This window comes from Aliivibrio fischeri (assembly GCA_038993745.2).
GTDB lineage: Bacteria > Pseudomonadota > Gammaproteobacteria > Enterobacterales > Vibrionaceae > Aliivibrio > Aliivibrio fischeri_B.
Genome location: CP160629.1, coordinates 1370944 through 1384790 on the forward strand (window position 1 = coordinate 1370944; position 13847 = coordinate 1384790).

10 protein-coding genes, 2 tRNA genes and 1 pseudogene are annotated in these 13847 nt (G+C 36.6%); 10 read left to right on the plus strand and 3 right to left on the minus strand.

Annotation, left to right across the window (positions count from 1 at the left end; genetic code table 11):
- Positions 1-9: 9 nt before the first annotated feature.
- The gene (locus AAFX60_006600; protein ID XDF78780.1) at positions 10-1062 is read right to left on the minus strand and encodes a 3-deoxy-7-phosphoheptulonate synthase; all 1053 of its coding nucleotides are present in this window, start codon (positions 1060-1062) and stop codon (positions 10-12) included.
- A 209-nt stretch (positions 1063-1271) separates the two neighbouring features.
- On the opposite strand from AAFX60_006600, the gene AAFX60_006605 reads away from it, so the two are divergent.
- Positions 1272-2156 (plus strand): putative PEP-binding protein, encoded by an 885-nt coding sequence (locus tag AAFX60_006605; GenBank protein XDF78781.1) that lies wholly within the window; start codon positions 1272-1274, stop codon positions 2154-2156.
- An 81-nt stretch (positions 2157-2237) separates the two neighbouring features.
- On the opposite strand, the gene AAFX60_006610 is transcribed toward AAFX60_006605, so the two are convergent.
- Positions 2238-3593: a hypothetical protein gene (locus AAFX60_006610; GenBank protein XDF78782.1), complete on the minus strand. Its 1356-nt coding sequence runs from the start codon at positions 3591-3593 to the stop codon at positions 2238-2240.
- 89 nt (positions 3594-3682) lie between these two features.
- Between AAFX60_006610 and AAFX60_006615 the strand changes: the two genes are divergently transcribed.
- Entirely contained in the window at positions 3683-4519 is an 837-nt protein-coding gene (locus AAFX60_006615) for a S1-like domain-containing RNA-binding protein (GenBank protein XDF78783.1), read from the plus strand.
- A gap of 162 nt (positions 4520-4681) precedes the next feature.
- Here AAFX60_006615 and AAFX60_006620 read toward each other — a convergent pair whose 3' ends face one another.
- Positions 4682-6232 (minus strand): diguanylate cyclase, encoded by a 1551-nt coding sequence (locus AAFX60_006620; GenBank protein XDF78784.1) that lies wholly within the window; start codon positions 6230-6232, stop codon positions 4682-4684.
- Between the two features lie 173 nt (positions 6233-6405).
- Here AAFX60_006620 and AAFX60_006625 point away from each other — a divergent pair.
- The 8 genes and pseudogenes from AAFX60_006625 to AAFX60_006660 all read left to right on the plus strand — a co-directional run bounded on the left by AAFX60_006625 (position 6406) and on the right by AAFX60_006660 (position 13768).
- Positions 6406-6482: transfer RNA gene (locus AAFX60_006625), tRNA-Val, on the plus strand.
- 77 nt (positions 6483-6559) lie between these two features.
- A tRNA-Val gene (locus AAFX60_006630) sits at positions 6560-6636 on the plus strand.
- Between the two features lie 175 nt (positions 6637-6811).
- Positions 6812-7954: a LysM peptidoglycan-binding domain-containing protein gene (locus AAFX60_006635; GenBank protein ID XDF78785.1), complete on the plus strand. Its 1143-nt coding sequence runs from the start codon at positions 6812-6814 to the stop codon at positions 7952-7954.
- Between the two features lie 5 nt (positions 7955-7959).
- Positions 7960-9288 (plus strand): peptidoglycan-binding protein, encoded by a 1329-nt coding sequence (locus tag AAFX60_006640; GenBank protein XDF78786.1) that lies wholly within the window; start codon positions 7960-7962, stop codon positions 9286-9288.
- Positions 9281-9793 carry a hypothetical protein gene (locus tag AAFX60_006645; GenBank protein XDF78787.1) on the plus strand — a complete coding sequence of 171 codons (513 nt, stop codon included), beginning with the start codon at positions 9281-9283 and terminating at the stop codon, positions 9791-9793. The genes AAFX60_006640 and AAFX60_006645 overlap by 8 nt, the downstream gene beginning before the upstream one ends.
- Before the next feature lie 167 nt (positions 9794-9960).
- A complete protein-coding gene (locus AAFX60_006650; GenBank protein XDF78960.1) occupies positions 9961-10113 on the plus strand; it encodes a type I restriction-modification system subunit M N-terminal domain-containing protein in 153 nt (50 codons plus the stop codon).
- 153 nt (positions 10114-10266) lie between these two features.
- Positions 10267-12470, plus strand: a pseudogene (locus tag AAFX60_006655) (DUF3578 domain-containing protein).
- Entirely contained in the window at positions 12467-13768 is a 1302-nt protein-coding gene (locus tag AAFX60_006660; GenBank protein ID XDF78788.1) for an McrC family protein, read from the plus strand. The pseudogene AAFX60_006655 and the gene AAFX60_006660 overlap by 4 nt, the downstream one beginning before the upstream one ends.
- Positions 13769-13847 lie beyond the last annotated feature (79 nt).

A 13847-nucleotide genomic window follows, 5' to 3' on the forward strand; every position in this document is an offset into this window, starting at 1 on the left:
ATCCTTAAATTAACGAGATGTTTTAATAGTATTCGATAACATGTCTAACATAGCCACGGTATCTTCCCAACTTAAACATGGGTCTGTAATAGATTGACCATAAGTTAGGTTATTTAAATCCGTCATTGGTTGGTTGCCTTCAACAATGAAGCTTTCAGCCATAATACCAACAACTTTATTGCTACCAGATTCGATTTGAGCACAAATATCTTTGGCTACATCAAGCTGGCGGCGGTGTTTTTTCTGACAGTTAGCATGGCTAAAGTCAACGATTAGGTGAGGAGGCAAATCAACATCCGCTAAACGTTGACAGGCATCTGTCACTGAATCGATATCGAAGTTAGGCTTATCATTACCACCACGAAGGATCACATGACCAAATGGGTTACCCGCAGTGCGGTAAACTGTCATACGGCCTTGTTTATCTGGCGAGTAGAAAAAGTGAGAAGCTTTCGCTGCACGAATCGCATCCATAGCAATTTGAATATTACCATTTGTACCGTTTTTGAAACCGACAGGGCATGATAATGCAGATGCCATTTCACGGTGGATTTGAGATTCAGTTGTACGAGCGCCAACAGCACCCCAAGTGATCAAATCAGCAATATACTGACCTGTGATCATATCTAAAAACTCAGTCGCTGTAGCTAAACCCAGTTTGTTGATATCAAGGAGTAGTTTACGAGCCTTATGTAAGCCAGCTTCAAGTGCATAGCTGCCATCTAAATTAGGATCAGTAATTAAGCCTTTCCAGCCCACAATCGTGCGCGGTTTTTCAAAATAAGTACGCATAACGATGAAAAGCTCATCTTTATACTGTTCTTGAATGTTTGCTAAGCGTTGTGCGTAATCCAATGCTGCTTCTGTATCGTGTACAGAGCATGGTCCCACAACAACTAAAAGGCGCTTATCTTTGCCAGTTAAAATTGCTTCAACCTGCGCACGAGATTGCTCGATATGTTCAGCAACATCGTCCGTAATAGGGTGAGCAGTCGTAAGCTCAGCTGGCGTTGGCATTGGGCCTAGAGGCTGAGTACGAAGTTCATCTGTTTGAAATGGCATAAAAGTTCGCCTGTTAATTCTTTTTTAATACACACCGACTAAGATAACGGAAAATGAGAGGGGATGAAACCCAAAACTTTTATTGTTAGCCACAATAAGTAAATAAAAGTTAACTTGTTGTATCTTTTGGACTTGAGTTGTTGGCAATGTATCGGTATGTTCACATTAATAATAACATAAATGGTATTTACGCGTTTACTGGAGCAAGCATGACAGACACAATTTTACCAACACTTAATCGTGTTGCGAGTTTACCTTCATATCAATCAGAAACAGACTCAGACGCTTCACTGTATGTATCTATTGCTGCATTAATTCAAGAGCATTTGTTTTATCACCCAAAAGCAGTAATCAAAGCACCTGAAATGACGTCAATTGATGCTCAAAGTTTTGCTGCAATCATTGAAAGCGCAGCAGATGGAAAAACGCATTTTATTGATACACTAGCAAACGTGATTCTATCGAATGTTACTGAAGCGACAAAAGAAATTAAAATTGCATTTTCAGATGCGGATAGCGCCGCTTTTGCAGGCCTTCTTGCGGGTCAACTAGAAGAGAAAGAAGCCAATCCAATGATGGGAGTTCGAGGAGTAACTCGATACGCTTCTGACGCTAGCGCCGATCAATTTGCACTAGAGTGTGAAGTGATCAAAAAGGTCATTGCAAACACATCAGCAAGTGTGCAAATCGTCGTACCATTTGTTCGTAATTTAAGTGATGCTGCAACCATTATTGATCGCTTAGCGATTCAAGGCTTACCGCGTGGTTTAGATAGTTTAAAAGTACACTTTGTGTGTGATGTGCCAGCTGCTGCATTAATGGCAGATAAATTACTGCAATACTTTGATGGTATGGTGATTAATGTTGATACATTAACCCAGTTTACATTAGGCGTTGATAAGCAAAATGAAGCACTAGAACATCATTTTGATCCACAAAACGATGCGGTTATCCACCTTATTGGGCATGCTATTCAATCAGCGAATAAAGCAAATAAACCAGTATTAACCACCATTGATGAACTGGCTCAAAACCCTCGTATTCAAGAGCTGTTAGAGCAACTGAATGTCGTAGATGTTGTAGTTACCGCGTAACTTAATATTATTAAGTTACAATAAAAACGCCTTTATTTCGTTAAGCAATAAAGGCGTTTTTTTGTATCATAAGCTGTTTAATTATTTTTCGTCAGATATCTTTTCTATATCAATAATCTTTGAACGGTTAACAATGATTTTCCAGCGGTGCAACTGCGTGCTGTAATCATCCATTGTCTCTCTAATGACCAAATTAATTAAATGACGTTTCTCAACAGATTCTTTACTGACTTGACCATCATTTAAGTGATAAATCTTTTGAGACCCTTTCTCCATTAAACGAGCGATAGGGCGCAAATCAATCAGCATGGTTTCACGAGTTTGTTCATAACCACTCATGAATTTGGTAATGGCCATTTTAGTTTGACTTTTATAGGCTAAAACCACTTCTTCACGTTGCACAACACGGTGTTTACGTAATTTTTGAATATCAGAATCAAGCTCAGCAAACGTCATGTAATCAAGCCATTCTAATTTTCTTCCAACATAAGTATTACTTGTTGGGTCAAGGTAGCGTTTACGCCACTTAGGTTGTCCTTTACGTATCCAACGCCACATTACATCACGTAAGTCATCCTTAAAGACTTCACGCATGGCATAGATAAATGAGACCGCAAAAATGAAAGAGGCCGTAATTTCCCCCAAGAAACCACGAGCTTGAATCACCATTAATGATACAAAGATCATAACCACAGCCGTCGCACCGCCTTTTACCATACGCTTAATATGTTTACCTAAAGCAAGGTTCTTTTCTTTAAGTACGATAGGGAATTCGATTAAACGACGTAGTAAACGCATTTTGTTTGACATACGAGTGATATCTTCCCGAGCTTTACGAGAGTTATAACTCTTATCTAAACGATGTAGATCTTCTTTTTCACAGAAATCGATAAGCTTCTCTTTCACTTCTTTATATTCTTCATTACGCGGCATGTGCGCAATCAGAGAAAGAAACTTCTGCTCGGTGTACCAAGAAAGGTAATTGTCGATGTTTGCGTAGTAACGCTTTAGCGTATCGTCATAAGGAACGTTACGGCGTAACTTTCTAAGAATATCAATTGCGAGTTCAATAGCATCTTCAACTTCCTCGTGCGTAATGTCGTCACGAGTCGTATCGCTTAGTTGTTGTATCGCTTTCTCTAATGCAAGGGCATATTGATAGGCGTATAAACTCAAACTTAAACGATATTGTTCGCTCGATAAACGTCCACGTTGTGCAAGGCGAGAGTGCACAAGAGGTAGGTGGTTTTTATCACTAAAATAGGTTCGTTGGCTTTGAATCGAGTTGTAATAAAACTCAGATTCAGAAATCATATCCTTGTTTAATCCAAGCTCACCAGGAATAAAAAGAAACATTTCTAGTTCATGTTGTTTGGATTCTTCAACAATATGAGAAATTTTTAGTGATAAGCCATCCTTCTTACCAACTGTAATCACAGGAAATTCCTATAAAAATGCTAATTCATACAGCAAGCATATCAGAGTTCGGGTATAATCACCGAGTATTTTATTTAGGAATTGAAGTAATGGTTAAAATTGGTCAAATCAACAAATTAGAAGTAACAAAAACCGTAGATTTTGGTGTCTTTTTAGATGGCGAAGATTTTGGTTCAATTCTTCTTCCAAGTCGTTTTGTTCCAGAAGGCACAGAAGTAGGCGAAGCACTGGATGTGTTTATCTATTTTGATTCAGAAAATGAAGTGGTAGCAACAACTGAAACGCCAAAAGCACAAGTGGGTCAATTTGGACTAATGAACGTGATCGGTACAAACAGTATCGGTGCATTTGTGGATTGGGGCATTGCTAAAAAAGATCTGCTTATTCCATTTAGTGAGCAACGTGGTCGTTTAAATGAAGGTCAATCAATCCTTGTTTATGTATACACAGATAAAGCCTCTGGTCGTATCGTAGGAACAACACGTTTCAACAAGTGGTTAGATAAGACACCAGCAAACTACGAGAAAGGTCAACAAGTTGATATCTTAATTGCTGAGCGAACGGATCTTGGTTACAAAGCCGTAGTGAATGGCGAGCATTGGGGATTAATTTTCCACTCTGATGTATTTGGCAAACTGTTCATTGGTAAGCAACTAAAAGCATTCATTAGTGATGTGCGTGAAGATGGTAAAATCTCATTATCGCTTCAACGTCCAGGTAAAGCACGTATGGATGACTTAAGTGAAAAAGTGATTGCGACATTAGAGAAGAAAGACGGTTTCTTACCGCTAAGTGATAAATCATCACCAGATGCAATTTTTGCTGAGTTTAGAACCAGTAAAGGCACGTTTAAGAAAACTATTGGTGGTTTATATAAAGCAGGCAAGATCACCATCGAAAAAGACGGTATTCATTTAGTTAAATAACGTTTTTACCTAAAAAAATAGCCCGTAACTATTCCTGGTCACGGGCTTTGGGAAACGGCTCATCGCGAGCCTTGCGCTAATAATAAAATGGAAAGCATTACCTTATTTAGCGTAGTTCAAGGGCTCGTTCTGTCCAGTTTTTCTTCAGTTTATTTTCTGCAATTATATATCTTGATAGTGAGTGATTTTATTACGTCCATTATGTTTTGAGTAATATAGCGCTTTATCCGCTTGTTCAATTACATCATCTAATAGTACGTTTGGTTTATTAATTGTCGTAATCCCTGCACTCAAGGTAATGTCTTCATGAAGCGTATTATAGTTTGAGATTTGCGTACGTATTTGGTCAGTAAATTCAATCACTGACTCAATGTCATTATCTCGAATAAAAAGAATAAACTCCTCACCACCATAACGACCAGCTAATACATTAGGGTATTGAGCCATTGTTCTACCCACGATAGCGATCACCTTATCGCCAACTAGATGTCCGTAATTATCATTAATACGTTTAAAGAAATCGATATCCAATAAAATAATCGAATAGGGTTTAAATTTGTTATTACTGTTACTCGATTTTATGAGTGGCGATACCTTGCTATGAAACGTCCCACGGTTGTATAAGCCAGTTAAATAGTCTCTATTAAGTACATTAATTAATTTTCTATGGCGATGGTTAAGTAACAACATCAAAATCAAGATTAAAGTCGTTAAGCTGATCACTAAAGTCAGCAAGCTATATAGCAATGTATTGGTTGGTTGATTTAATTCATCTCGAGAAATACCTGAAATGATCGCCCAGTCCAAATAAGGGTAATAGATAAACAACACATCTTTTTGATACGTTTTATTATCTAAAGTAATTTGGTAAGTGTAATCCTCAATATCCATACGAGAATGATCACTTGAAGTGGTTTGATGTTGATTCATCTGTAAATTGTACGCATGAGCAGACTGACGTATTTTTTCTAACAGTCCATCAGCGTGAGAACCAATTAAGTCACGAACATTTTCGCCTTCATAGCTAGGGTGAAGCAATAACTTACCATCTAGGTCGATGACATAGACATAACCAGTTTCACCATATTGATATTTATTTAACTTGCCTTTAAGTAAGCTTTTATCAATAAAGTGAAGAAGTTCGTCCTTATAAGCACTTGCCGATACGATAAGATCAGAATCAGGCAAGTAAACCGAGTAAGTGATTTTCTTTCTTGGCTTCTCATCTCCAGGGTTTGTCCATAAATACTCAACAAAATTATCATCATTGCCAATTTGTTGCTGAATATGCAGGTACTGGCCAACATTACGACCCTGAAAGATAGGGTGGTACAGTAAATCCCCATTCGAGTTTAGAATGTAAGGATAGCCAGTGTCTCCAATTTTGCTGTCGTTAATATAGTCTTGTATGACTCTTTTTTTTTGCTCAGCACTTAATACTGGAGAGTTTTGAATTTGAGAAATAAATTCAGCAGAGGTTGTCACTATGCCTTTTAAATAACGTTTAATAGACTCATTAAGTGCAGTGTCTACAATATCGTAACTGGCTTCAATTGAGTTGTTGAATGCCTGAAAGGATGATGTTTTGATTGTTTTTTCAACAGATTTAAAGTTTTTGACACTAAACGTGAGTGAAATAGCAGCCATCCCAACCAAGAGTAAGATGATAATTGGTTGTAAGAACGATAAGCGCTGAAGACGAGATTGAGGCATAAGATTAAAATCCTTTTAACGGTACATGCAATTGTATTGGAAAGTATGGACTCTATCAATATGTTCTGATTTTATTCGGATTGAATGAGAAATAGACAAACGATTGATAATGAAAAAAAATTACTTGCAGACTGATTCTGAACTCGATAATATCAACCTCGTTCTAAAGGAATGCGTCTGTAGCTCAGTTGGTTAGAGTACTACCTTGACATGGTAGGGGTCGGTGATTCGAGTTCACTCAGACGCACCATTCCTTCTGTTTGTTTTTGTCAAACAACAACTATTGATTTAGTCACAATAGGTTTTATAGAAGATTTAGAACACAGTGCGTCCGTAGCTCAGTTGGTTAGAGTACTACCTTGACATGGTAGGGGTCGGTGATTCGAGTTCACTCGGACGCACCATTATTTAAACGAAGAAGCCCACCTATTGTGTGGGCTTTTTTGTATCTGTGATTTACATAATCCTTTGATAACATCCTCAATCTTCAATATTTGGTAAATTTGCCTATTCATTTAGTAAAAATGCAATTTACTTCTAGGTTATTCTTCGAAAGTAATTTTTAGAAATAAATGAGTAATGAAAGTGTGGGATGAAAAGCTAGAAGATTTTGTTGATCTTGATGAACTAGAAAGCGAAATAACTAAACCCAAGAAGCAACCAACGTATAGAAATGCTTTTTATAAACCAGTTGAAGATGGTTTTATTACACCAGAGCAAAAAGCCAAACAAGAACAACCTCATAATGAACCAGTAGTAGAAAAGAGCGCTCCAGTTGCTGCGTACGAATACAATATTGAAATAGCGTGCGCACAAGAAGATCTTGTTACGTATCAGATAGGTGCATTTTCACTTGGAAAAACAGATAACGAACCATTAATTAGTTCATGGAAAAAATCCGCATCACAAGCAGGTTTTACTCTATTGACTGCGTCTATTATGGTTAATGAGCCTAAAACACTTTATCGTGAATTCTTTTCATTAAGTGGTCAGGCTCTTTCATTTAAAGAGGTTACTCCTGTTAAAAAAGGAGTAGGAACACATACCGAATCTTTTGTTCCTATTAAAACAGCCGTTCAAGTAGGTGAGCAACTTGGTTGGCCAACGGCTGGTTTTTATTACCATTTTGTTGATGATAAATTAGCCCATGAATATCAGATCGTAGGTAATGACGCATCTACTTTTTTTGTTACTCAATCGAGCGTAGATCAGTTAAGTTCATCGCTTTTATCTGATCATCAGTACAATTTCATACTTATTCCTTGGAAAATCAATAACTCACCGGTAACAAGGCAGCATTTATTGTATTTACCACAAAAAATGACTCAACAAGAGTTTGCAGAGTTAAACGCAACTTGGTTAGATGAAAATGCCTGCCTATTAGATGTAGAAACCATAGTTAAATCAAAAAATGAAAGCGTATTAGTGCGTGAGAAAACAGATAATAATTCAGTAGCTTATGTGATTCAATCTGGTGATTCGTTATGGAAAATAGCCCATCAACAAGGGACAACTATTGAGAATCTTGTTGAACTAAATCCTCAATACAAAGGAAAAGAAGGGCAGATAAAGGTAGGTGATACCCTTGTTATTGAACTAAAGAAGAATGAAAACACCGCAGCCTCTGCTCATGTTGTGGTACTAAATGGAGATGGTAATAGAGAAACATGGGATGAAATAGCCAAGCAGCATTGTATGGCCCCAAGGAGTTACTTAAACTAAATCCAATGTTTGAAGACAATCCATCTGCGTTAAAAGTGGGTGATGAGTTATGTGTAAATGATTCACAACAAGCTCAAGATAAAGAAGAAAGAATCACATTACCACCTATTGTTTTAACGCATATAGGACAAGTATCTAGTTTTGTGAATAGCTTTAGCACTATGAGTAAGAGGCTATTAAATGCATTTGTGGTTGCCGCATTAAGTGACAAAAATATTCCAGCTAATACGCCCATTGTGAATGTAGGAAAGAAAACATTAAGATCAACCGAGTTGTCTTCTTCAAATGACTTAGAATTACTTGCTAATGGAAAAGGCCAGCTAATAAAGAAAAAGGCAGACGGAGAAAGTGTTAAAGCAATACAAAAAGCATTATTAAAACTCAATTTTGACTTGGGAAGCGCAGGCGCAGATGGTAAGTTTGGCTCTGGAACAGAAAGTGTGATAAAAACATTCCAAACTACCTATACACCAACAAATAAAATTCATGCAGATTACAAAATCGGCAGCGCCGATGGAATAGTAGGAAAGAATACATTATTGGCGTTAGATGAAGCAGTTGTTGGTAAGTGGGTTTATGAGCGAGGTGAATTTAAATTTACGTTATCAATAATGCAAGATATTTATCCATCAGTAAAAGATAGTAAAAAAGAAGAATTAAAAGCTATCGCAGATGAACTTAATAACCATCTTGAGTTTTATAAGTTAGATACACCTTTACGAAGAGCTCATTTTTTTGCACAAATAATGCAGGAAACAGGGCAATCACTAAGTTTAGAAGAGAGCTTTGTTTACAGTATTGAAGGTCTAAAAAGTACTTTTAAAGTCTTTAGAAAAGAACCAAGTTTAGCAATTAAATACGGATATAGTCATAGAGATCCAATAACTAGACGTAGAGTTAAAACGGATGGTTCAAATATGTCGACTTCTGATTACCAAGCTATAGCAAATTATGCGTATGGGAATCGAATGAATAATGGAGATAGTGAAACTGGTGATGGCTGGCGTTATAGAGGAAGAGGCTTAAAACAATTAACAGGTAAAGATAATTATAATCATTTTTCTGATTGGCATACTAAAAATGTAAGCGAATGGCCTGAAGATAAAAAGATGAATTTTATAAATGAACCTCAACGATTACTCGAATTAAAATATGCGACAAGATCTGCTGCATATTTTTGGATAGAACATAAATTATATGAAAAAGCAGATCAAGGCGATAAAGAGATAGTTTCGAATGCCATAACTGAAGTTATTAACAAAAATACAAAGAGTTACGAGCTTAGGTATGATAATTTTATTAAATTGAGAAAGTTAGGTGTATTGAATGACTAGTTTAAATGGCTTACTTACATTATTTTTAACGACTTCTGTTAATGCTGCAACACTGTGTAATGCAGATGAAGTTGTATATTTTAGTTGTAAATTAGAAGACCAGAAAATCGTTTCTATTTGTGCTAGAGACAATAATCAACCGAACAAAGGTTACGTTCAATGGAGATTAGGTTCAGAGCATAAAAAAGACTTAATTCCTGTGGATATACAAGCACCTGAACAGTTAATACAAGTAAATAATTATTCTGAAAATATTTATAATTTCATATCTTTTACTTTGCATCATAATGAAAAATTATATAGTGCATATATGGGAGACTATGGCGAAGAGCATTGGATGGAAGGTATTACTATAGGTAAGCGACAATTAAGTTGTGATACGCCTGTAATTAGTGATTATCGCACAGGAAAATATGACCAAAGCCTCACAAAAGGTAATGTTGCTCTTTCTGATTACCCATTTAACCAAATAGTTGACGCAGCTTTAAAGACAGAAATTAAATAGTTTGGTTTAAACCGCTCAGCAGAGCGGTTTTTTTATACATATTTTCGCCATTAACCCTTCAAAATTACTCACCATATCAATGATCTTTCTCTAACTTAATGTACAATACGCCGCATTAAATCTTGTATCTTTTGCAAGTAGAAACAACAAAATGAGAAGTAAACGTTATGGCTAAAGCTCCAGCGAAAAAAGCGACCAAAGCAAAACCAAGCAAAGGCTTTGAAGAAACTCTGTGGGATACCGCGAATCAACTGCGTGGCAGCGTTGAATCATCAGAATACAAACACGTGGTATTGAGCCTTATAGTTACCTGGTACTGATGACAAGGGGTAGAGATGGCGTAGTGTTTTATTTCCCCCAGGAGGCACTGTTCGATGAAACTTACGAATATTTCTTAAGTGCAGGTGCGAAGGAACTCTAGGTCTTCATATTGTTGGTTCAGGGTAAAATAATAAGAAAGGTAGATAGGTACAATGTTAAGAGAGAAACTAAAAGATGTACTTGAGAACTGGCAGAGCGCTAAAAAGGAAGCTTTTTCTGGGCATCGTCTTGGTCAAGTTATTAGAAACGAGCTCGTTCAAGAAATAGAAAATATTGCTAGTACCAAGGAGAGTACCTTTGTTTTAAAGGGCTCGATCGGTGCTGGGAATTGGGCCGATGTTCCTTGGTTTCTATCTTACATAGTGCTATAACTCAGACGACCCAAGGCGGGATTTACCCTGTGTATTTGTTTTGTTCTGATGGAAGCGGGGTATACCTTTCTCTTAACCAAGGTACAACTAAGCTAAAAGAAAAGTTTGGAACCAAAGGGGCTAAGCAAGAAGCTAAGAAAAATGCTGACTCAATATTCCCATATTGTGAATTGTTACTAACTCAAAAAGGCTGGACTAAAGGTCCGCTAGACTTAAAAGCCAAGACAATAACGGGTAAATCTTATGAAGAACCGAATGTTGTTGCCAAATTTTATCCTGTAGGGTCTATTCCTTCTGATCAAGAGCTTATTTCGGATCTAGACTCGTTACTTTCTGTTTATGAAAGAATTGCACATAACTATCCATTAAATTCTGAAGTCCTGGTTGAAGAGCCAAAAGAGGAGTATGACGTGTTCAAGAACAACGTAAATACAAATGCCGCTCCCTTAAATCAAATTCTCTATGGTCCGCCGGGAACAGGTAAAACTTACACCACAATTAATAAAGCATTGCAGATTGTGGCTCCTGATTTTTATCTTAAAAATAAAGATGACCGTGAAAAATTGAAATGTCGTTTTGATGAACTCCTGAATAATAATCGTATTGGATTTGTGACTTTTCATCAAAGTTTTAGTTATGAAGATTTTGTTGAAGGCCTTAAAGCATCAACGACAGAAGATAAGCAGATTAGCTATGATGTTGAAGATGGTATTTTCAAAAGTATGTGTAATTCTGCAAGTGTAAAAGCAACAGTTAATACTGAACAACAAGCGTTAGATATATCAAATCGAAAGATCTGGAAAATGTCATTAGGAGATACCTCTGGAGAGGATGCTTTTATTTATCAACAATGTATTGAAAATAATTATGTTCTTTTAGGCTACGGTTATGACATCGATTTCTCTAATACATCTAATCGCAAAGAGGTAATTGAAGCCTATCGTACTAATGAAGTTATTATTGAAAAAGAAAGTAGTGATTACAGAGTCACATCGGTAAATAACTTTAAGAACGAAATGAGTATTGGTGATTTAATTGTCATTTCTGATGGTAATCGTAAGTTTAGGGCGATTGCTGAAATTACGAGTGATTATATCTTTGATGAAACTTTAGTGAGTGATAGTGGATACTCTCAAGTAAGAAAAGTAACTTGGCATCGAGTGTATGAACCGTCATTACCTGTAGATGAGTTATTCAAAAAGAACTTATCTCAAATGACATTATATCGCCTTTATGGCGCAACTATTGACTTAGATAAGTTACAGGGTATCTTTTCATTACCTTCGATAGAAGACAAAACAGAAATAAGCAATGATCGTGTACTTATCATTGATGAAATTAACCGAGGTAATATCTCTAATATCTTTGGTGAGCTAATTACATTGATTGAACCAAGTAAGCGTAGTGGTGGCACGGAGTCTTTGTCTGTGAAGTTACCATATTCAAAAGAGACGTTTTCTGTACCATCAAACTTGCACATCATAGGTACGATGAATACCGCAGATAAATCACTGGCACAGCTTGATATCGCACTTCGTCGTCGCTTTGAATTTGTTGAAATGATGACAAATTACGAGTTACTTAAAGGAATTCCAGATATCGAAGGCATTAACGTTGCTAAGCTTGTTAAAACCATGAATCAACGTATTGAATTGTTGTATGACCGAGAGCATACGATTGGTCATAGTTTCTTTTTACCGTTACTTGGTAACCCAAGTCTACAATTATTAGCAGAGATCTTTGAGTTACAGATCTTACCGCTATTAGAAGAGTACTTCTTTGAAGATTGGGAACGTGTAGAGCAAGTACTAGGTGATCATTTAAAAGATAACCATGAGTTACGTTTTGTTATTGAACAATTTGGTAATAGTGAGATCGCTGAGTTAATGGGTGATGATTGGGAAGTGCAAGGAATACAGCCTTATTGCCGTAATCAAAAAGCATTTTTAAATTTTCAAGCGTATATTGGTGTTTATACTCGATGATAAGCACAAAGAGCAATTCTATTGTTAAGGTGCGTGAGTTTGGTTTGTTGCTCAATGGGGGCGACAAATCTGACATTGATTGCCATTCAATCAAGAAAAAAGCATTTGAATGGTTATTAGTGAACGGACAAAGCGCTAATGACAAATCAGTTGAATTAGTTAGAGTAAAAAAATACGGCAAAGAGATAGCACTTCAAGTGGTTAACTATGTTGGAGTGTTAGAAACGCCGTGTGGCACTCGTATTGAGATTCTACCTAAGATATCAGATCAACATGATTTAGAGACTGCGAAGAAAGTATTATTAAAAATGCTTTCAACGGTAAACAAGCTGTCTATGCAGCAATTTGAACAATCATCTTTAAAAATAGTAAAGCAGCCATTGTTTGAAGTGCTAATAGGGTATTTTTTAAAAGAGGTCGCTGATGTTGTTAAACGTGGTATCCGTAGTGAGTATAAGCGTGTAGAAGCAAAAACACCGTATTTGAAAGGGCAACTTCAAACATCAAGGCAGCTTCGTGAGCGTCCGGGATGCCAAAATCGTTTTAACGTATCTTATGATCAATTTTCCTCTGACCGTTCAGAAAATAGATTAATGCATTCAGCATTGAAGCAAGTACTGAAATGGACAAAGAGCAATGAGAATCATCGTTTGGGTAAAGAGTTATTATTTGTCTTTGATGAGATCCCATTATTATCGAATTATTCTCTCGACTTCAGAAAATGGTCTGTTGATCGTTCGTTAGTTCACTATCGGAGTGTGAAGCCATGGTGTGAGTTAATTTTGAGTTACCAATCTCCAATTGCTTTGTCTGGTGCGCATAAAGGGGTTTCTTTTTTATTTCCAATGGAAACTCTTTTTGAGCGATATGTGGCGATAAAACTACAAAAAGATCTGCCGCCACATTTGAAGTTAAAAACACAGGCAAGCAGCCAATCTTTAGTTTCTCATACTCCAGCTAATGCAGAGAAAGAGCAGGGTTGGTTTAAATTAAAGCCTGATATTGTGATTAGTGAAAAGAAAACCAATAAAGTGGTTTGTGTCGCTGATACTAAGTGGAAGCGAATATATGAAAATCAAGGAACGGCTAAAGAAAAATATGGAATAAGCCAAGCCGATATGTATCAAATGTTTGCTTATGGTCATAAATACTTAGAAGGCGAGGGAATAGTGTATTTAATTTATCCTAAGCATGCTCAATTCAATGATTCGTTAGAGTCATTTAAATTTAATGAAAAGTTAACGGTTAAAGCAGTCGCGTATGATTTAGATTTAGATAAGTGTGGCGTGCCTTTTTAAATCAAAGCCAATTGTTACTCACAATTGGCTGTGCTAACTAGGTTAGATAGGATATATGTCAGTTAGCCTTGTAGAATGG